Annotated in this window: 1 protein-coding gene; it reads right to left on the bottom strand. The window is 67.5% G+C overall.

All coding sequences use genetic code 11. The features are described from left to right. A partial coding sequence (locus LCF57_RS04075; protein ID WP_225999569.1) for an AMP-binding protein occupies positions 1 to 271 on the bottom strand: 271 nt, incomplete at both ends.

Below are 271 nucleotides of genomic sequence, written 5' to 3' on the forward strand. Positions count from 1 at the left end.
CGCATTCGCCCGCTCCTCGCTGTACGACGCTTCGTCGTCCAGGTACAGCACCGCCGCCAGCGCCAGCTCCTCTTCGCCGAGCCAGGCTTCGGCACGCTCTCGCAGCGGCGTTTGCGTCAGCAGCACCTTCGCTCCGCTGTCTTCAAGCATGAACCGCACGCGGTCCGCCGGATAATCCGGGTCGAGCGGCACATACGCCCCGCCCGCTTTCCAGACGGCCAGCACGGCCACCAGCAAGTCCACCGAACGCTCGGCGAGAATGCCGACGATC

Origin of the sequence: Paenibacillus sp. BJ-4, assembly GCF_020404765.1 — a bacterium.
Lineage (GTDB): Bacteria > Bacillota > Bacilli > Paenibacillales > Paenibacillaceae > Paenibacillus.